Here is a 19,258-nt window from a genome sequence, read left to right as displayed (position 1 = left end):
GGCAGGAAGCGCGGCAGGGGGAGTGAGGGGAAGCGCGTGGAGATGTGCGCGGAGAGGTGCGACGCGAACAGCGAAAATCCGCCCCTAGCAGTGCGGCGCGTACATCGCCATCAGCTGCTCGTCCGAATACCCCCACTGGCGCGCATCCTCGAACGCCACCACGGTATCCTCGCTCTGGGTGAGATCGATCACCTGCGGCGGTAGCGCCGTCGATTCCGAGACCGAATAGAACGTCATCACGCGCGGCCGCAGCGGCTCGTCGTCGTTCTGCCCGCATACCACCGCGAGCCGGTTGGAGCGCAAGCGCAGCACGGTGCCGAGCGGATAGATACCGACGGTACGCGTGAATGCCTTGAACACGCGCCGGTCGAACAAGGTGTCCACGCGCACGGCGATATATTCCATCGCGCGCGCGGGCGACCACGGCTGGTGGCCAGGCCGCGCCGAGGTCAGGGAATCGTACGTATCGCAGATGGCGGCGATCTTGGCATGCACGCTGATCTCGTGCTCGACCAGGCCAAACGGGTAGCCGCGCCCGTCCACGCGCTCATGATGGTGCACGCAGACATCGAGCGGAATATTGGTGTACAGCCGCGCCTCATTGAGAATGCGGTAGCCGGCCGACGGATGGCGGCGCATCGCCTCCTCTTCCGACGGCGTCAGATCGGTGGCTTTCTGCAGGATGGACTCCGGCAGGGTCAGCTTGCCGATATCGTGCATCAGGCCGGCCAGCCCGAGTTCGCGAATCTCGCCATCGGGCAGCTTGAGCGTCCGGCCGACCGCGATCATCAGCACGCACACGGAAAAAGCGTGCAGATACGAATAGTCGTCCTTGTCCTTGAGCCGCGACAGCGCGATCAGCGCCTGCGAATGCCGCGTCAGCGAATTCGAGGCCGAATCGACCAGCAGCAGCGCGCCCTGACTTTCCAGCGCGCGGCCCATGCGGACATCGCCGAACATGTTGCCGACCAGCGCCCGCGCCGAGCGGATCAGCTCGCGCGCGCGCTCGAGTTCGTCCGCGAACCCGCTCTCGGGTTCGTCGCTGACGTCCGCTTCCATCGCGTCCGGCGTGGCCGGCGTCGGCAGGTTGCGGCCCTTGAGGATGTCGATCCAGACATCCTGCACATTGGCCGACTGGATCTGTTCGACCTGCTCGTCGCTGGTCACGAGGAAGCGCGAGCGCCAGAATGGGTGGTTGATCCAGGGTCCGCCTAGCCTGGCCACAAACATACCGACCTGCAGCTGCTCCGCCTTGATTCTTCTCAGCATGCAATAAGCCCCTTGAATTGGGCGCGACCTGTCGACGCCTTCGTCATCGTCGCGTGCCCGGAATAAGAGCTCTTGCTGGCTCCTCTGTCGCCGGAGCCTGGCGGCATGCCCGCCGTGACTCTCTGGACGCGACCCCATGCGGCCCGCTGGCCCACTGGCCCGCGTTAACGGCAGAGTTCTCCAATTCTTTAGGGCGGCCGTGCCAACTCATCGCCGCGCTGTCAGAGCCGCACTTCAGCGAGCCGCAGTTCAGGGACGCAGTTCCGGGACGCAGTTCGGGGACGCGCTTCAGGAGCGCGCTGGTGCGGCCCTGGATTTCCCGGCCCTGGATTTCCTTCCGCTACGGTCCGCGCGACGCGCGGCCCACACCAGCAGCCAGCCACCCAGCGCCACAGCATAGACGATGAGCCCCGCCCCCGTCATGCGCTGATCGCCAAGAAGGTAGCTCGCACACAGCCGAGTGTTGGCATCCAGAAACAACATGCCCACCGTCAGGCCCATCCACACCATGTTGCCGCCAAAAAACAGTACCAGCGGCCAGGCGCTAACCCGGCCCGCCAGACCGGCGGCCACGCCGGCCAGCAGCACCGAGGCGTACTTGGCCAGGTTGACGGGCGTCGAGAGTCGCGTCAGGTCGAGCGCGATGGGGATCATCCACAAGCCGTAGCCCACGCTTGCCAGCACCAGCAGCGTCAGCGCATGGGGCCGCAGCACGCCGGCCAGCCGGCCACGCTGGCGCGGCGTCAGCAGCCACGGCAGCAGCCCGCCCATGGCGAAGACCGCGGGCAGCAGCACCAGCATCTGCAGCGCCATGATGCCTTCGAGCAAGGCGCGCAGGGGCGGCAGGGCGAGCAGCGCGGCCCCGGCGGCCAGCACAACGGCAACGCGTCTGCGCCTGCGGTGGTGGCCGGCGGCTGCGGCCATGCCAGGAGAGGCTGGCGTACCGGGCGTACCGGGCGTACCGGGCATAGCGGGAGCGGCGGCGGCCTGCCGGGCGGTCTTCGCGCGGAGGCCGTTCATGGCCGCACCCCCTCTTCCCCATCGAGTTGCCGTCGCGCAAAGGCGTAGGCCTGCCGGAATTCCTCGAGCGGAAACGCTGCCAGGATGCGGCCGTGCGCATCCACTACGTGCAGACCCCCGTTATGCTCGAAGCCGCCGAGACCATCGGCAATGGCGAGCACATCGGCATCGCGCAGCAGCATCCGCATGGCAGCCGGCGCCACCGGGCCGGCAACGTCCCAGCCCGGCAGGCGGGCGCGATGCTGCCGCGCATAGCCGGCGAGGTCGGGCACGTCGTCGCGGGGGTCGAAGGAAAGCGAGCGCAGGCCGATCCGGCCGGCCAGGCCGTCGCGCGCGATCTGTTCCTGCAGTTGGGTGAATTCCGCGCCAAGCGCACGGCAGACCGTCAGGCAGCGGGTATAGACGAAGTCAACCAGATAGATGCGCGGGCCAGCGCCGTCCGCACCAAACCAGCGCGCCCGCCCACCCTGCTGGTTGCGCACGTCGATGGCGGGCAACCGCATGACGCCCGCCGCGATGCGGGTGTCGCGGCGCTGGTCCAGCGTCCATGCGGTCAGACCATCGGTCACGCCGTAGATCGCCGCGCCGCTGGCCGCGAGCGCCAGCAACAGTACCAGCGACGGCACCACCGAACGCAGCCCTGGCGGTCGCACGGCGGCCACGGTCCGGCGCTCAGCCGCCCGGACTGCCGAGCGCGGCGTCGCCATCGAAAGGCGCCTTCATGGCCGCAGTCTCGGCGCGGACCGTGGCCACCGTGCCGGCCGTCACCGCCGGCGAGGCATTGCCCCACTGGCTGCGCACGTGGGTCAGCACCGCCGCCAGCTCGGCATCGCTCAACTGGTCGGCAAACGCGGGCATGGCGCCGCTGTAGGCATTGCCCTTGACGGTCAGCTTGCCGTTCACGCCACGCAGCACGATGGCGGCGAGCGTGGTCTCCTTGCCATTGACCCACTCGGAGCCGGCCAGGGGCGGAAACACGCCCGGCAAACCCATGCCGGTGGCCTGGTGGCAGGCCACGCAGCGGCTCTGGAACACCGCCGCGCCGTCCACGGCCCCGCCCGCGGTGGCCGGCTTGCCGCGCAGGTCCGCCATGGTGCGGCTGTCGCCGAGCGATGACGGTGCATTGATCGGCTGCGTCACGATATAGAACGCGCCCCACGCGATCAGCACGGCCACCAGCGCCAGCACCGGCTTGGGAATCGGCGCACGATTCTCGTGCGGATCGGCATGTTCACGCGCGCGGGCGGCCGCGGCGTGGCGTTGTTCGGAAGAATTGTCCATCGGCATCGTCTCCGCCTTACCGTGCGCCCGCCGCGCCGTTAGTAGCCCGGTTAGTGGCCACGTGAGCGGCCACGTTAGCGACCACGTCAGTGGCGCGTTCCGTGCCGCCGCTCGCCGCACCATCCACGGCGCCATCCGCCGCCGGCAGCACCGCGCCGGTGCGGTTGAGCGACTGCAGGTACGCCACCAGGTCCAGCGCCTCCGCCTTTGGCACCACGACCTTGTTGGGCGGCGCATAGCCGGGTGGCAGTGTGATTGGCTTGTCGCCGGCCTCGGCGGCGTCCTTCACGTCGAACAGGTACGGATAGCTCGGCATGATGCTGCCGCCCACGTAGGCACGTGGCTGGTACAGGTGTCCCAGGTGCCAGTCGGCGCTGGGCTGGCGCACTCCGATATTCATCAGGTCCGGCCCGGTGCGCATGGTGCCGAGCAGGTGCGGGTTGTCGTAGTAATAGTCGCCGGCCACCGACACCCGCCCCCAGCCGCGCTTGTCGTCGGGTGCAAAGCGGCTGTCGCGCGGCTGCTGGGAATGGCAGTAGATGCAGCCATTGGCGATATACACCTCGCGGCCACGCAGTTGCTGCGCGGTATACGGCTTGATGCCCTCGGTCGGCTTGATGTCTTTCAACTGCAGGTACGGAATCACCACCAGCGCGCTCGTGGCCAGCGCCAGCATGGTCATGCCGCCTGCCAGCAGGGTGCTCTCATTGTTCACGGTGTCACACTCCCTGTGCCGGCTTGCGACCCTGGTGGAACAGGGCCGGACGATCGCGATTGGGCCCCAGCCCGAAGATCGCGCTGACGAAGTTGGCGGCAAAGAACAGATGGCTGATCAGCATCATCGCGCCGCCGATCGAACGGGCCTTCAGGAATGGCACGGTCAGCGTCACCGAATCCATGAACGGACGCGACGCGTCGAGCATGGCCAGCCCCTGGTACCAGCCGCCGATCGACAGCCCGACGAAGTACACACCGATACCGCCGGCCGCGAGCCAGAAGTGGAAATAGATCATCCAGCGGTACGGCCACTCGCGCCCGATCACGCGCGGCAGGATGAAGTAGATCGCGCCGAAGAAGGCAAAGCTTACGAACGCGTAGAGCCCCAGGTGCGCGTGCGCCACCGTGTAGTGCGTGAAGTGGGTCACGCGATTGACCGCGCGCAGCGCCTCGAACGACCCCTGCACCGAGCTCAGCGTGTACATCATGCCGCCAAAGGTAATAAAGCGCAGCGTCGGCGAATCGATCAGGCGGCGGAAGTTGCCGCGCAGCGTCTGGTGCTGGTTGATCGAGAACGCGATCACGGGAATCAGCATCATCATGCTCTGCACGATCGAGAGCGTGATCAGCCAGCCCGGCACCGGGCCACCCACCAGGTGGTGCCCGCCGACCTGGCCGTAGAAGAACGCGAGCGCCCAGAAGCCCAGCAGCGAGAGCCCATACGACTTGACCGGCTGGCCGATGATCTTGGGGAGGAAGTAGTAGATCGAGGCCAGCGCCAGCGGCGTATAGAACAGCCCCAGCACGTTATGGCCAAACCACCAGTTCATGGTGGCCTGCTCCACCCCGAAGTGCAGCCCCGGGAAATTCGCCACGAGAAACAGCACCGGGAACCAGAACAGCGCACAGCCCATGTACCAGACCGACACGTAGAGATGATCCACGGTCCGGTTGACCAGTGTCAGCACCAGCGGAATGCCGACCAGCGCGCCGCCGATCACGAACAGGATATCGACCTGCCAGGGAATCTCGAGCCACTCCAGCCCGTCCGAGATGCCGGCCGCGATGCTGCCGATCCCGGCGATCAGCGCCGCATTCCAGATCGCGGCGCCCAGCACGGCCCAGCGCGCCCCCACCAGCGGCGTGCGCAGCAGGCGCGGCAACAGGAACAGCGCGATGCCAAGGCCGGCCATCGGGGCCCAGCCATAGGCCACCGCGTTCAGGTGGATGGTGCGGATACGGCCGAACGACAGCCATGGCACCGACGCCAGCAGGTCGGGCTCGTGCAGCTTGATCGAGGCCGTCAGCCCGGCGGCGGACGCCACCACCAGCCAGACCATCGCGCAGCAGAGAAACACGAACACGATCTGCGCCGACGACTGGTCGGCCAGGTCGCGGGCGGGATCGTGCATGCCGTGGCCTCCGTCCGGTGCGGATGGGTCCTCCGGCTGCCCGGTCTCGCCCTCGGCGAAGATGACCCGCGCGGCAGCGGGCGAGGTATCGAACAGGCCGCGCTGCATGGCCCAGATGAACGCCCCGAGGGCGAACACCGACAGCAGGAAAGCCGACAGCAGGATGGCGATGGTATTCATGGCAATAGCGGGAGGATGGGCGAACGCACGCCTGGTGCCGGCCGGGCGGGGCCGACAATCCGGCAGATTACGCATTCGGCATGCAACAACCCATAGCCACTTTTTCCATTTTTGGGGTGACCACTCCAGCGGGCGTTCGAGATGCCGCGCGGCACAGCGTCGCACACGCGGGCGCGCGCGAGTAGTGCCTGGCGGATGGACGCCGTGTTTCCTCACAAGCACCGGCGGATAAATTGCAATTCAAATGCACCTTTATTAGAATCGGCCGTCAGCGCTCCCATGGACCTTGGCGAAAGCCAGCACCGGTTCCTAAAATCAACCAGCCTTCCGGCGCGCGAGGTAACCAGTCATTACGCACCGGGCGATCGACTTATCCGACGTCCTTTCCGACATGAACGTGCATTTGACGATTCAGGGCCGCCAGGGACTGGCCGGCCAGATCTACCGCCAACTGCGCGCGGGTGTCATCGATGGACGCCTGGCGCCGGGCGAGCGCCTGCCTTCCACGCGCGAGCTGGCCATCCAGCTCGGCGTCTCGCGCAAGACCACGCTCGACGTCTTCGAGCGCCTGGTCGCGGAGGGCTACCTGCGCTCGCGCACCGGCGATGGCACTTTCGTCGCCGAGGAAATGACCCGGCTCGCGCCTGCGCCGCAGCGCACCCCCACGCTGCAGGCGGCGGCGCACCTGTGGCAGACCCTGCCCGACGTCAGGCCGGCCCTCAGCGTCGACACGCCGGCCGCCAACACCGGCACGCCAGCCGAATACGACTTCGGCATCGGCGTCACCGACAAGTCGCTGTTTCCGTTCGACCAATGGCGCCGCTGCGTCGGCCATGCGCTGCGCATCCAGGCACGCGGGCGCGGCGCCTACCGCGATCCGGCCGGCGAGCAGGAGCTGCGCATGGCGGTCTCGCGCTACCTTGCCTTCAGCCGGGCCGTGGTCGGCGACTGGCAGGACGTGATCATGACGCAAGGCGCCCAGCAGGCCATCGACCTGCTGACGCGCGTCACGCTGCGCGCGGGCGACGTGGTGGCGATGGAAGATCCCGGCTACCCGCCCGCGCGCACCATCTTTACCGCGCTCGGCGCCAGGGTGGTACCGGTGCCGGTCGACGCCGACGGCATGCGCGTCGATGGCCTGCCGGCCGATGCCCGCATCGTCTATGTCACGCCGTCCCACCAGTTTCCGCTCGGCATGCCCATGAGCCTGGAGCGCCGGCTCGCGCTGCTCGACTGGGCCCGGCACCATGGCGCGCTCGTGGTGGAGGACGACTACGACGGCGAGTACCGCTTCGAGGGGCGGCCAATGGAATCGCTCAAGAGCCTCGACAACGCCGGCGTGGTGGCCTACGTCGGCACGTTTTCCAAGACCATCTTCCCGGACCTGCGCGTGGGCTACGTGATTCCCCCCGCCCCGCTCGGCGCGGCCATCCGTCGCGCCAAGCAGGCCGGCGACTGGCATGGCTGCACGATGACCCAGATCGCGCTCGGCAAGTTCATGCACGACGGCTACTTTGCCAAGCACGTGCGGCGCATGCACAAGGAATATGCGGCGCGGCGCGCGGTCCTGCTGCGCCATCTGGAACATGACCTCGCGCCGTGGCTCACGCCGCTGCCCGCGGCGGCCGGCATCCATCTGACGGCCACCCTCCGCAGCCAGGCCCCGCAGGCCGAGGCGGCCCTGATCGGGCGTGCCGCCGGGCTCGGGGTCGGCCTCCATGGCGTGGCGGGAATGTATGCGGGGGCGCCGACCCGGCCAGCGCTCATGTTCGGCTATGGCGGCATCTCCATCGGCGCCATGCAGGCCGGGCTGGCCCGGCTGCGCGCCCTGCTGGAAGACACCGGCACGGCCTGACTGGCCGCCATCCCCTGCCCACCGCGCCCGTGCCACCGCGCCCGTGCCGCCGTGCCCGTGCCGCCGTGCCCGTGCGGTCGTGCCCTGCTGCCGTACCCCTGCTGCCGTACCCCTGCTGTCGTGCCACGCGCCGGCCCTTTCCACGGGGCCGCGGTATTCTGTGGCGTTCATGTGGAATGTGCGTTTGACGGCTTCCCATGCCGTTCCGGAACGGCGAAACTTGAGAATTTCCCCAGACTGCCGTTAATCGTGTCGGCTCATCACGGTTTCGCCGTTCCTACTTGATGCACACCCATTACGACAATCTGAAGGTTTCACGCGACGCACCGTCCGAGGTCATCCGGGCCGCCTACAAGTCGCTCAGCCAGAAATATCACCCCGATCGGCATGCCGACGCCGAGGAGGCCAACCGCATCATGCGGCTGCTGAACGCCGCGTACGAAGTGCTGAGCGACCCGGTCAAGCGCGAGGAGCACGACCGCTGGATTGCCACTCAGGAGAAGCTGGAAGCCGCACAGCGCTCGCGGCGCCCACCGCCGCGCGGCGCCGCCGCCGGTGCGCCGCCACGGCCCGGCACCGGCACGCCGCCGCCCGCGGGTACCCGCGCGCGACCGCAGCCTCAGCCCCAGGCCCAGGCGCAGGCGCGGCAGGAGCGCGCGCGCAAGCCCGAGCCCGAACGGACCGGGCGCAGCGAACGCGCCGAACGCCCGGAACGCAGCGAGCGCTCCCGCCCCGAGGCTGAGCGCGCGCGCCAGCGCGCCGAAGCCGGCGACCAGCCGATGCGCGAGGACGGCTTCCGCCCGGCCCGGATCTCGGGCCGCTCGTGGTCGTACCTGGTCTATGGGCTGGTGATCGCCGCCATCGTGATCCTGCTCAGCGACTGGGTGCCGACCACCTCCTCGGCCGCGCCGACCCCGGACGCGACCCAGGCGATCGCCACGGATACGGTGCCGGCCGCGCCGGCCACCAGCATCGTCTCCACGCGGGAGGAGACACGTTATATCCGCCCGACACTCACCCCCAAGGGCGATCCATGGCCCGAGCGCTCGGGCTATCTGCCCGGTTACCCGGTGCTCCGTACCGACGGCCTGTCGATGCTGACCGTCGACAACACGCGCAACAAGTCGGACGTCTTCCTCAAGCTGGTGTCGACCGACACGGCCCGTCCGCTGCCGGTGCGTACCAGCTACGTCCGCAGCGGGACCAGCTTCACCATGGAGAACATCGCGCCCGGCAACTACGACGTGCGCTACCGTAGCCTCGATACGGGCGAGATCTTCAAGTCCGAGCGTTTCGAGCTCAAGGAGATTCAGGAGGCCACCGGCACCAGCTTTGCCAAGAACATCCTCACGCTCTACAGCGTGGAAGGCAAAGCGCGCAACGTCAGCATCCCCGAGCGCGAATTCCCCTGAACGCGGGACGTATCCGGGCCCGGGCCAGGTCTCACCATGATCCCGATACGGCCCTCATGGTCCACACGAAGTGGCCCACAGGAACGGCCCACACGAACGCCCCGCAGGAACGACCCACACGAACGCACCACAGGAAGGGCCGACCCAGGCGGGCCTCAAGCCTGCCGCCTCACCCCTCCCGCAGCCGGCGCCACAGCGTGGTGGCACTGATTCCCAGCACATGGCAGGCCGCAGCGCGATTGCCGCCACATTCGGCCAGCACCCGACGAATATGCTCGGCCTGGCTGGCACGCGCCACCCCCGCCAGCGAGCGCCCCTGCACTGCGTCAGGGCTGGCAGGCAAGCGCCGCTGCCCGAGCGCCGGGCTCCCATCGTCCCCTTCGGCACCCGCCTGGCCATCAACACCGCCGCCGGTATCCGCGCGCGCGCCCTTAGACGCCGCGCCATCCGCCATGCCCGTGCCGGCAAACAACTCCGGCACCGCTGCCTGCAAATCCCGCAACAGGGCCGCCGGCTCGAGCCGCCGACCCGCAATCATCACGGCGATGCGCTCGGTCACATTCTCCAGCTCGCGGATATTGCCGGGCCACGCATAGCCGGCCAGGCGCCTGCGCACGGCCGCGGGCAAGGGCGCCGGCTGCGCGATACCGAGGCGCTCCTGCGCGCGCCGGAACAACAGCTCGGCAAGCTCGGGCAGATCCTGCGCGCGTTCGCGCAGCGGCGGCATGTCGATGCGCAGGATATTGAGCCGGTAGTACAGGTCCTGGCGGAACGAGCCGTCCCGCACCAGCGCGGCCAGGTCGCGATGAGTGGCGGCGATCACGCGCACGTTGACCGGCACCGCTTCCAGCCCGCCGATCGGCAACACCTGCTTTTCCTGCAGCACGCGCAGCAGGCGGGTCTGCAGCGCGGGCGGCATGTCGCCGACCTCGTCCAGAAACAGCGTACCGTTGTGCGCCGATTCGAACAGGCCCGCGCGGCCACCGCGCCGGGCACCGGTAAACGCGCCCTCCTCGTAGCCAAACAGCTCGCTCTCCAGCAGCGATTCCGGAAACGCCGCGCAGTTGACGGCGACGAACGGAAAGGCCCGGCGCGGGCTCGCGTCGTGCATGCCCTGCGCCAGCACCTCCTTGCCGGTGCCGCTCTCGCCACCGATCAGCACGGTCGAGTCGACCCCCGCATAGCGCCGCGCCAGTGCGCGCAGGTCCGTCATCGCGGCCGAGGCGCCGGCCAGGTCGTCGAGCGTGTACCGCACACCGGCACGCCGCGTGCGACTGCGCGAACGCAGGTTGCGGTCGGCCCGATGGATCGCATTGGCATCCTGGATGGTCAGCACCGCGCCGGTGGTACCGGCCTCGCCGACGATCGGAATGCGGTTGACCACCACCATGCGGTCACCGAGCCGATGGATCGCCTCCAGCTCCTGCGTGCCGCTTTGCATCACGCCGTCGAGGTCGAGCCCCGGCGCCAGCGCGGCCAGTTTGCGGCCGGCTGCAGCAGTGGCCGAAGTCCCCAGAAAGCGCTCCATGGCAGGGTTGAAGGACTGGATGCGGCCCTCGACATCGACCGCGGCCACCCCTTCGTTGAGATGCGCGAGGATCGTATTGACGTAGTCGCGCCGGTTCGCCTCGATGCGCCGCAGCCGGGCCGCCTCGATGGCGTCTTCGAGCGCCAGCCGCACCGCATTGCCCGAGTACAGGAACACGCCGACCAGCCCGTAGCGCTCGGCCAGATCGGTCACCATGCCAGGTCCGACGATCACGCGCACGCCCTCTTCCTTGAGCGCGCGCACGCGCGCGGTGGCATCGTCCTCGGTCAGGTAGGTGTAGGTCGGAATCGCCAGCGAGAAGGTCCGCACGAAATCGTCGACCTCGGCAAACGTCGCCGCGTGCGTGACCAGCGCCACGTGCGGCGAAATCCTGCGCGCGGTGGCGAGCGCGCTCATCACGTCGAAACCCGTCACCTTGACCAGCACCACCGGCACATCCACATGCTGGCGCAGGTACGCGCCATTGGAGCCACCGGCCACCACCACGTCCACGCGACCGTCGCGCGCGATGGCGCTCGCCGCGGCGTCGTAGCCCTTGTCGAGGATCCGGAATTCGGCGTGGGCGGTGTACGAGGGAATCAGCTCGGCGAAGGCACGCGTCAGGCGGCTGATACCGACCGCCCAGATGCGGGGCCGCGCGCCGGCGGCGGGCGGGGCCGGTGCAGGCAGGGCATTCGGCAGGGGAAGCGGATGCGAAACAGGCGTCATGGAACGGCTACCGGCGGCGTATATTGATCTGGCCCGAGTTGATCTGGCCCGAGTTGATCTGGCCCGAGTTCATTGGGCCGGGTTGGATCGCGCCGACATGTGTGGCAAGCAGCCGGCATACGGGACCTGCGTCATTGTGCGCGCCCGGCGTTCGCATTTCAACTTTGAAATGCATAAGCTTTCAAAGCTGAAATTCACCGTCCCGGCATACGTGCCACACCGCATGCCCCAATGATAGAAATAACTTTAGATTTAACATATAAGCCTCTGTTTTTATGATACTTACTGGCATGCCAAGAAAATCAGCATCGGTTTCCATCGCCCTTGGCACACCATTTGCGCAATAGCGCACGTTCCTTCCGATCCACTATTGCTGCTTTCGACCCCACCATGACCTTCTCCGCTGCCGAACTCGCCCGCTCCGCCGGTGCCCGCTTCCGTCAGGCCCTGGCCGACGAAAAACCGCTGCAGATCCCCGGCACCATCAACGCCAACCATGCGTTGCTGGCCAAGCGCGCCGGCTATCGGGCGATCTACCTGTCGGGTGGCGGCGTGGCGGCCGGTTCGCTCGGCATGCCTGACCTCGGCATCTCCAACCTTGACGATGTGCTGACCGATATCCGCCGTATCACGGACGTATGCGACCTGCCGCTGCTGGTCGACGTCGATACCGGCTTCGGTTCCTCGGCCTTCAATGTGGCGCGCACCACCCGCTCGCTGATCAAGTTCGGCGCGGCCGCCATGCATATCGAAGACCAGGTCGGGGCCAAGCGTTGCGGCCACCGCCCCAACAAGGAGATCGTGTCGCAGGACGAAATGGTCGACCGCATCAAGGCCGCGGTGGACGCCCGTACCGACCAGAACTTCGTCATCATGGCCCGCACCGACGCGCTGGCCGTGGAAGGCCTCGACTCCGCGCTGGAGCGCGCCGTGGCCTGCGTGGAAGCCGGTGCCGACGCGATTTTCCCGGAAGCCATGACCGATCTGGACATGTACCGCCGCTTTGTCGAGGCGGTGAAGGTACCGGTACTGGCCAACCTGACCGAATTCGGCGCCACCCCGTACTTCACCCGCGAAGAACTCGGCGACATCGGCGTGGCCATGATCCTGTACCCGCTGTCGGCGTTCCGCGCGATGAACAAGGCCGCCGAGAACGTGTACCAGGCCATCCGCCGCGACGGCACGCAGAAGAACGTCGTGGACACCATGCAGACGCGCCAGGAACTGTATGACCGCATCGGCTACGATGCCTACGAACAGAAGCTGGACGCGCTCTTCGCCAAAAACAAGGCGCGCTAAGTCGCCAACGGCACCCCGATCATGCCGACAGGGAAGCGTCAATCCGCAAGCACAACCCAGGAGACCCATATGTCCGAAGCACAACCGCTCGCCACGCCCAAGCCCAAGAAATCCGTCGCGCTGTCTGGCGTGGCTGCCGGCAACACCGCGCTCTGCACGGTCGGCCGCAGCGGCAATGACCTTCACTACCGTGGCTACGACATCCTCGATATCGCCGACACCTGCGAGTTCGAGGAGATCGCCCACCTGCTGGTCCACGGCAAGCTGCCCAACAAGGCCGAGCTGGCCGCCTACAAGGCCAGGCTGAAGGCGCTGCGCGGCCTGCCCGCCAACGTCAAGGCCGCGCTCGAATGGGTGCCCGCGAGCGCCCACCCGATGGACGTCATGCGTACCGGCGTCTCGGTGCTCGGCACCGTGCTGCCCGAGAAGGACGACCACAACACGCCGGGCGCGCGCGACATCGCCGACCGCCTGATGGCCAGCCTCGGCTCGATGCTGCTCTACTGGTATCACTACAGCCACAATGGCCGCCGCATCGAAGTCGAGACCGACGACGACTCCATCGGCGCCCACTTCCTCACGCTGCTGCACGGCAAGACGCCGTCCAAGCTGTGGGAGCGCGCGATGCAGACCTCGCTGATCCTGTACGCGGAGCATGAATTCAACGCCTCCACCTTTGCCGCGCGCGTGGTGGCCGGCACCGGCTCCGACATGTACTCGGCGATCTGCGGCGCGATTGGCGCGCTGCGCGGTCCCAAGCACGGCGGCGCCAACGAGGTGGCCTTCGAAGTGCAGAAGCGCTACGACACGCCCGATGAGGCGGAAGCCGATATCCGCCGCCGTGTGGAGAACAAGGAAGTCGTGATCGGCTTTGGCCACCCGGTGTACACCACCGGTGACCCGCGCAACCAGGTGATCAAGGAAGTCGCGCGCAAGCTGTCGAAGGATGCCGGCGCGATGAAGATGTTCAATATCGCCGAGCGCCTGGAAACGACCATGTGGGACGCCAAGAAGATGTTCCCGAACCTCGACTGGTTCAGCGCCGTCAGCTACCACATGATGGGCGTGCCGACGGCGATGTTCACGCCGCTGTTCGTGATCGCGCGCACCTCCGGCTGGGCCGCGCACATCATCGAGCAACGGATCGACAACAAGATCATCCGTCCGAGCGCCAATTACACGGGCCCGGAAAATCTCAAGTTCGTGCCGATCGAAAAGCGCTGAGCCTGACCGCGGGGGTGCGCAGGCACCCCCGTCTTTCCGCGGACGCCACCCTACCCCACACGCCATGAACACCGCCTACCGCAAGCCGCTGCCGGGCACCACGCTCGATTACTTCGATACGCGCGCCGCGGTCGAGGCCATCGAGCCCGGTGCCTACGACAAGCTGCCCTATACCTCCCGCGTGCTGGCCGAAAACCTCGTCCGCCGCTGCGACCCGGCCACGCTGACCGCCTCGCTCCAGCAGATCATCGGCCGCAAGCGCGATCTCGATTTCCCGTGGTACCCGGCCCGCGTGGTCTGCCACGACATCCTCGGCCAGACCGCACTGGTCGACCTCGCCGGCCTGCGCGATGCGATCGCCGCGCGCGGGGGCGATCCCGCGCTGGTCAATCCCGTGGTGCCGACCCAGCTGATCGTCGACCACTCGCTCGCGGTCGAATGCGGCGGCTTCGATCCCGATGCGTTCGCCAAGAACCGCGCCATCGAGGATCGCCGCAACGAAGACCGCTTCGACTTCATCAACTGGACCAAGAAGTCCTTCCGCAATGTCGACGTGATCCCGCCCGGCAACGGCATCATGCACCAGATCAACCTGGAGAAGATGTCGCCGGTGATCCACGCCGACCATGGCGTGGCCTACCCTGACACCTGCGTCGGCACCGACAGCCACACCCCGCACGTCGATGCGCTCGGCGTCATCGCCATCGGCGTGGGTGGCCTCGAGGCAGAGAACGTCATGCTTGGCCGCGCCTCGTGGATCCGCCTGCCCGATATCGTCGGCGTGGAGCTGAGCGGCCGCCGCCAGCCCGGCATTACCGCCACCGACATCGTGCTGGCCCTGACCGAATTCCTGCGCAAGGAAAAGGTCGTCGGCGCGTACCTGGAATTCCGCGGCGAAGGCGCTGCGACGCTGACCCTCGGCGACCGCGCCACCATCTCCAACATGGCCCCCGAATACGGCGCCACCGCGGCGATGTTCTTTATCGACGACCAGACCCTCGACTACCTGCGCCTGACCGGCCGCAGCGACGAACAGGTGCGCCTGGTCGAGACTTATGCCAGGGCCGCCGGCCTGTGGGCCGACAGTCTGGCGCACGCCCAGTACGAACGCGTGCTCCATTTCGACCTGTCGACCGTGGTGCGCAACATGGCCGGCCCGTCCAATCCGCACAAGCGGCTGCCGACCTCCGACCTGGCCGCGCGCGGCATTGCCGGCAAGTGGGAGGAAGTCCCCGGCCAGATGCCCGATGGCGCCGTCATCATCGCCGCCATCACGAGCTGCACCAACACCAGTAATCCGCGCAACGTGATCGCGGCCGGCCTGCTCGCGCGCAATGCCAATGCGCGCGGCCTCGTGCGCAAGCCGTGGGTCAAGTCCTCGCTCGCGCCTGGCTCCAAGGCCGTGCAGCTGTATCTGGAGGAAGCGAAGCTGTTGCCCGAGCTGGAAAAGCTTGGCTTCGGCATCGTCGCGTTTGCCTGCACCACGTGCAACGGCATGTCCGGCGCGCTCGATCCGGCCATCCAGAAGGAGATCATCGATCGCGATCTCTATGCCACCGCCGTGCTGTCCGGCAACCGCAACTTCGATGGCCGCATCCATCCCTACGCCAGGCAGGCGTTCCTGGCCTCGCCGCCGCTGGTGGTGGCCTATGCCATCGCGGGCACCGTGCGCTTCGATATCGAGCGCGATGTGCTCGGCATCGATGCCGAGGGCAAGCCCGTCACGCTCAAGGACATCTGGCCCAGCGACGAAGAGATCGACGCGATCGTCGCCAGCAGCGTCAAGCCCGAGCAGTTCCGCCAGGTCTACGAACCGATGTTCGCGCTGGCCGTGGACAATGGCGAGCGGGCCGATCCACTGTACGACTGGCGTCCGCAGAGCACCTATATCCGCCGCCCGCCCTATTGGGAAGGCGCGCTCGCCGGCGAACGCACCCTGCGTGGCATGCGTCCGCTCGCGCTGCTCGGCGACAACATCACCACCGACCACCTGTCGCCGTCCAACGCGATCCTGGCCGACAGCGCCGCGGGCGAGTACCTGACCCGCATGGGCCTGCCCGAGGAAGACTTCAATTCGTACGCCACCCACCGTGGCGACCACCTGACCGCGCAGCGCGCGACCTTTGCCAACCCGACGCTCAGGAACGAGATGGTCGTGGTCGACGGCCAGGTCAAGGCCGGTTCGCTCGCGCGTATCGAGCCCGAAGGCAAGATCACGCGGATGTGGGAAGCCATCGAGACCTACATGAACCGCAAGCAGCCGCTGATCATCGTGGCCGGCGCGGACTACGGCCAGGGCTCCTCGCGCGACTGGGCGGCCAAGGGCGTGCGGCTGGCCGGAGTGGAGGCCATCGTGGCCGAAGGCTTCGAGCGCATCCACCGCACCAACCTGGTGGGCATGGGCGTGCTGCCGCTGGAGTTCAAGCCCGGCACCAACCGCCTGACGCTCGGCCTGGACGGCACCGAGACCTACGACGTGATGGGCGCGCGCAAGCCGCGCGCCGAACTCACGCTGGTGATCCATCGCAAGAACGGCGAGCGCGTGGAAGTGCCCGTGCAATGCCGGCTCGACACCGCCGAAGAGGTCTCGATCTATGAAGCCGGCGGCGTGCTGCAACGCTTCGCGCAGGACTTCCTCGAATCCGCCCAGGCGGCCTGAGGCACCCGCATCAAGGAATCCAACATGGCTCACGTACCCCAGATCAAGATTCCCGCCACCTACATGCGTGGCGGTACCAGCAAGGGCGTGTTCTTCCGCCTGCAGGACCTGCCCGAGCGCGCGCAGACGCCCGGCGCCGCGCGCGATGCATTGCTGATGCGGGTGATCGGCAGCCCCGACCCGTACGGCAAGCAGATCGACGGCATGGGCGCGGCCACTTCGAGCACCAGCAAGACCGTGATCATCTCGAGGAGCACGCGGCCCGGCCACGACGTCGACTACCTGTTTGGCCAGGTCTCGATCGACGCGCCGTTTATCGACTGGAGCGGCAACTGCGGCAACCTGTCGGCGGCGGTCGGTCCGTTCGCGGTGGCCAACGGCTTTATCGAGGCAAGCCGCATTCCGCAGAACGGCACGGTCACCGTACGCATCTGGCAGGCCAATATCGGCAAGACCATCGTCGCGCAGGTGCCCATCACCAACGGACAGGTGCAGGAGACCGGCGACTTCGAGCTCGATGGCGTGACCTTCCCGGCCGCCGAAGTCCAGCTCGAATTCATGGACCCGGCCGCCGATGAACCCGACGATGGCGGCGGCGGCGCGATGTTCCCCACCGGCAATGTGGTAGACGACCTCGAAGTGCCCGGCGTCGGCACGCTCAAGGCGACGCTGATCAACGCCGGCATTCCGACCATCTTCGTCAATGCCGAGGCGGTCGGCTACACCGGCACCGAGCTGCAGCGCGATATCAACAGCGATCCCAAGGCGCTGGCGATGTTCGAAACCATTCGCACCGCCGGGGCCTTGCGCATGGGGCTGATCAGGCATGCCGAGGAAGCGAAGACGCGCCAGCACACGCCCAAGGTGGCGTTTGTGGCCAGGCCGGCCACGTATACCGCGTCGAGCGGCAAGACCGTCGAGGCCGGCAATGTCGACCTGCTGGTGCGCGCGCTGTCGATGGGGATGCTGCACCACGCGATGATGGGTACGGCCGCGGTGGCGATCGGCACCGCGGCGGCGATCCCCGGCACGCTGGTCAACCTCGCGGCCGGTGGCGGAGCGCGCGAGGCCGTGCGCTTCGGCCACCCGTCGGGCACGCTGCGCGTGGGCGCGGAGGCCAGGCAGGAAGATGGGCAGTGGGTCGTCACCAAGGCCATCATGAGCCGTAGCGCGCGCGTGCTGATGGAGGGCTGGATCCGCGTGCCCGGCGACGCGTTCTGATCGGATCGTCCACACGGATTCGGCCTTTTCCGACCGGATCCGATCTCCAGGGGGGATGCCCTGTGCGTCCCCTCGATTCTCCCGGATCGACATCGTTTCACCGCACCGTTATAGTGCTCGCTCCGTACGACTGGCCACACGGTATCCCGCACGTGCGCCAGACGGACGGTTGACATGAATCGATGACTGGCGCGGTTCCACAAGAACCGTGCCCTGCCCCAAGAGGAGAATCATGAAGCGCACTGCCCATCTCACCTGCGCCGCCGCTGCCCTGCTGTCGGCTGCCCTGCTGTCGGCGCCGGCTCACGCCCAGCTTGCCCCTGCCACGCCCACCAATGCCGCCGCCACCGGCACCACGGCGGAGGCGCGCAAGGCCAATATCGTCATCGTCGGGACCGGCGGCACCATCGCCGGCGCCGGTGCGGCGGCCACCAACACCGCGGCCTATCAGTCGGCCGTGGTGCCGGTGGACAAGATCATCGCGTCCGTGCCGGAAATCTCCAAGGTCGCCAACGTGCGCGGCGAGCAGATCTTCCAGATCGGCTCGGAAAGTTTCAACAACGAGCGGCTGCTCAAGCTGGCCAAGCGTGTGTCGGAGCTGACCCGGCAGCCGGACGTGGACGGTGTGGTCATCACGCATGGCACCGACACCATCGAGGAGACCGCCTATTTTCTCAACCTCACGCTCAAGTCCGACAAGCCCGTCGTGGTGGTGGGCTCGATGCGCCCTGGCACCGCATTGGGCGCCGACGGCGCGCTAAACCTGTATGACGCGGTGCTGGTCGCATCCAGTCCGGCTTCGCGCGGCAAGGGCGCGCTGGTCGTGCTCAACGACGAGATCCACACCGGCCGCGACGTCACCAAGACCAACACGTTCAAGACGGAGACATTCCGCTCGCCGTTCGGCCCGCTGGGTTATGTGGTGGAAGGCCGCACGCTGTACTTCCGCGCGCCGGCACGCCCGCATACCACGCAGACCGAGTTCGACATCGACCGCATCGACAGCCTGCCGGAGGTCGCGGTGGTCTATGCGTATGGCAATGTCAATCCGGCCAGCATCGACGCGGCGGTCAGGAACGGCGCCAAGGCGATCGTCTATGCGGCCACCGGCAACGGCAGCGTGGGCGACTATATGGTCGAACCGCTCAAGGCCGCGCGCGCCAAGGGCGTGCAGATCGTGCGCGCCTCGCGCACCGGTAGCGGCGTGGTCATCCGCAATGGCGAGCAGCCGGACGACAAGTACGACTGGATCGTCACCGACGACCAGCTGCCGCAGAAGGCGCGCATCCTGATGGCGCTGGCGCTGACCCGCACCAACGATCCGAAGGCGCTGCAGCAGATCTTCTGGAAGTATTGACGCGGACTTGCCGGGTGGCAGGGCGCGCTTGCCTCGACGCGAGCGCGCCGGTCTGGCCGCATCGGCTGCGTTTGACCGGCTTCGACGTTCGACGC

General features: G+C 67.5%; 14 protein-coding genes. 7 read left to right on the top strand and 7 right to left on the bottom strand.

What is annotated here, in order from left to right; translation table 11 throughout:
* Positions 1-84: 84 nt before the first annotated feature.
* The 6 genes from DFLDMN_RS03265 to DFLDMN_RS03240 form a co-directional block, all read right to left on the bottom strand.
* Positions 85-1,269, bottom strand: coding sequence for an HD-GYP domain-containing protein (locus tag DFLDMN_RS03265; RefSeq protein ID WP_423197087.1), 1,185 nt, complete (start codon positions 1,267-1,269; stop codon positions 85-87).
* Positions 1,270-1,557: 288 nt separating this feature from the next.
* Entirely contained in the window at positions 1,558-2,289 is a 732-nt protein-coding gene (locus DFLDMN_RS03260; protein ID WP_423197086.1) for a hypothetical protein, read from the bottom strand.
* Positions 2,286-2,951 carry an SCO family protein gene (locus DFLDMN_RS03255; protein ID WP_423197085.1) on the bottom strand — a complete coding sequence of 222 codons (666 nt, stop codon included), beginning with the start codon at positions 2,949-2,951 and terminating at the stop codon, positions 2,286-2,288. The genes DFLDMN_RS03260 and DFLDMN_RS03255 overlap by 4 nt, the downstream gene beginning before the upstream one ends.
* Before the next feature lie 10 nt (positions 2,952-2,961).
* A complete protein-coding gene (locus DFLDMN_RS03250) occupies positions 2,962-3,570 on the bottom strand; it encodes a c-type cytochrome (RefSeq protein ID WP_423197084.1) in 609 nt (202 codons plus the stop codon).
* Between the two features lie 16 nt (positions 3,571-3,586).
* Positions 3,587-4,285, bottom strand: a complete 699-nt coding sequence (locus tag DFLDMN_RS03245) for a cbb3-type cytochrome c oxidase subunit II (RefSeq protein WP_423197083.1) — start codon at positions 4,283-4,285, stop codon at positions 3,587-3,589.
* Positions 4,286-4,289: 4 nt separating this feature from the next.
* Positions 4,290-5,879, bottom strand: coding sequence for a cbb3-type cytochrome c oxidase subunit I (locus DFLDMN_RS03240; protein ID WP_423197082.1), 1,590 nt, complete (start codon positions 5,877-5,879; stop codon positions 4,290-4,292).
* Between the two features lie 391 nt (positions 5,880-6,270).
* Between DFLDMN_RS03240 and DFLDMN_RS03235 the strand changes: the two genes are divergently transcribed.
* Positions 6,271-7,734, top strand: coding sequence for a PLP-dependent aminotransferase family protein (locus DFLDMN_RS03235; protein ID WP_423197081.1), 1,464 nt, complete (start codon positions 6,271-6,273; stop codon positions 7,732-7,734).
* Positions 7,735-8,018: 284 nt separating this feature from the next.
* The gene (locus tag DFLDMN_RS03230) at positions 8,019-9,146 is read left to right on the top strand and encodes a J domain-containing protein (protein ID WP_423198294.1); all 1,128 of its coding nucleotides are present in this window, start codon (positions 8,019-8,021) and stop codon (positions 9,144-9,146) included.
* Between the two features lie 169 nt (positions 9,147-9,315).
* On the opposite strand, the gene prpR is transcribed toward DFLDMN_RS03230, so the two are convergent.
* Positions 9,316-11,403, bottom strand: coding sequence for a propionate catabolism operon regulatory protein PrpR (gene prpR / locus DFLDMN_RS03225; protein ID WP_423197080.1), 2,088 nt, complete (start codon positions 11,401-11,403; stop codon positions 9,316-9,318).
* Positions 11,404-11,793: 390 nt separating this feature from the next.
* Between prpR and prpB the strand changes: the two genes are divergently transcribed.
* From prpB to DFLDMN_RS03200, 5 genes are all read left to right on the top strand, one after another.
* The gene (gene prpB / locus DFLDMN_RS03220) at positions 11,794-12,702 is read left to right on the top strand and encodes a methylisocitrate lyase (RefSeq protein WP_423197079.1); all 909 of its coding nucleotides are present in this window, start codon (positions 11,794-11,796) and stop codon (positions 12,700-12,702) included.
* Positions 12,703-12,771: 69 nt separating this feature from the next.
* Entirely contained in the window at positions 12,772-13,926 is a 1,155-nt protein-coding gene (gene prpC / locus DFLDMN_RS03215; protein ID WP_423197078.1) for a bifunctional 2-methylcitrate synthase/citrate synthase, read from the top strand.
* Between the two features lie 64 nt (positions 13,927-13,990).
* On the top strand, positions 13,991-16,585 hold the full coding sequence (acnD, locus tag DFLDMN_RS03210; protein WP_423197077.1) for a Fe/S-dependent 2-methylisocitrate dehydratase AcnD: 2,595 nt from the start codon (positions 13,991-13,993) through the stop codon (positions 16,583-16,585).
* Positions 16,586-16,609: 24 nt separating this feature from the next.
* A complete protein-coding gene (gene prpF / locus DFLDMN_RS03205; RefSeq protein WP_423197076.1) occupies positions 16,610-17,806 on the top strand; it encodes a 2-methylaconitate cis-trans isomerase PrpF in 1,197 nt (398 codons plus the stop codon).
* Positions 17,807-18,038: 232 nt separating this feature from the next.
* Positions 18,039-19,163 carry an asparaginase gene (locus DFLDMN_RS03200; protein WP_423197075.1) on the top strand — a complete coding sequence of 375 codons (1,125 nt, stop codon included), beginning with the start codon at positions 18,039-18,041 and terminating at the stop codon, positions 19,161-19,163.
* Positions 19,164-19,258 lie beyond the last annotated feature (95 nt).

The sequence above is a fragment of the Cupriavidus sp. H19C3 genome, from assembly GCF_049393815.1.
Lineage (GTDB): Bacteria > Pseudomonadota > Gammaproteobacteria > Burkholderiales > Burkholderiaceae > Cupriavidus.
Note: the sequence above shows the minus strand (reverse complement) of the source record. Positions and strands in the feature narration are given on the sequence as shown.